This is a genomic window from Planococcus salinus, assembly GCF_003719725.1.
Lineage (GTDB): Bacteria > Bacillota > Bacilli > Bacillales_A > Planococcaceae > Planococcus > Planococcus salinus.
On sequence record NZ_RIAX01000034.1, the window covers coordinates 1 to 300 of the forward strand.

A 300-nucleotide genomic window follows, 5' to 3' on the forward strand; every position below is an offset into this window, starting at 1 on the left:
GTTGGTGGGGTAACGGCCCACCAAGGCGACGATGCGTAGCCGACCTGAGAGGGTGATCGGCCACACTGGGACTGAGACACGGCCCAGACTCCTACGGGAGGCAGCAGTAGGGAATCTTCCGCAATGGACGCAAGTCTGACGGAGCAACGCCGCGTGAGTGAAGAAGGTTTTCGGATCGTAAAACTCTGTTGTGAGGGAAGAACAAGTGCCAGAGTAACTGCTGGCACCTTGACGGTACCTCACCAGAAAGCCACGGCTAACTACGTGCCAGCAGCCGCGGTAATACGTAGGTGGCAAGCG

The 300-nt window shown here is 58.3% G+C and carries 1 rRNA gene; it reads left to right on the forward strand.

Features of this window, described 5'->3' with window-relative positions:
• Nucleotides 1-300 (forward strand): 16S ribosomal RNA (locus EEX84_RS16440); the annotation flags it as partial.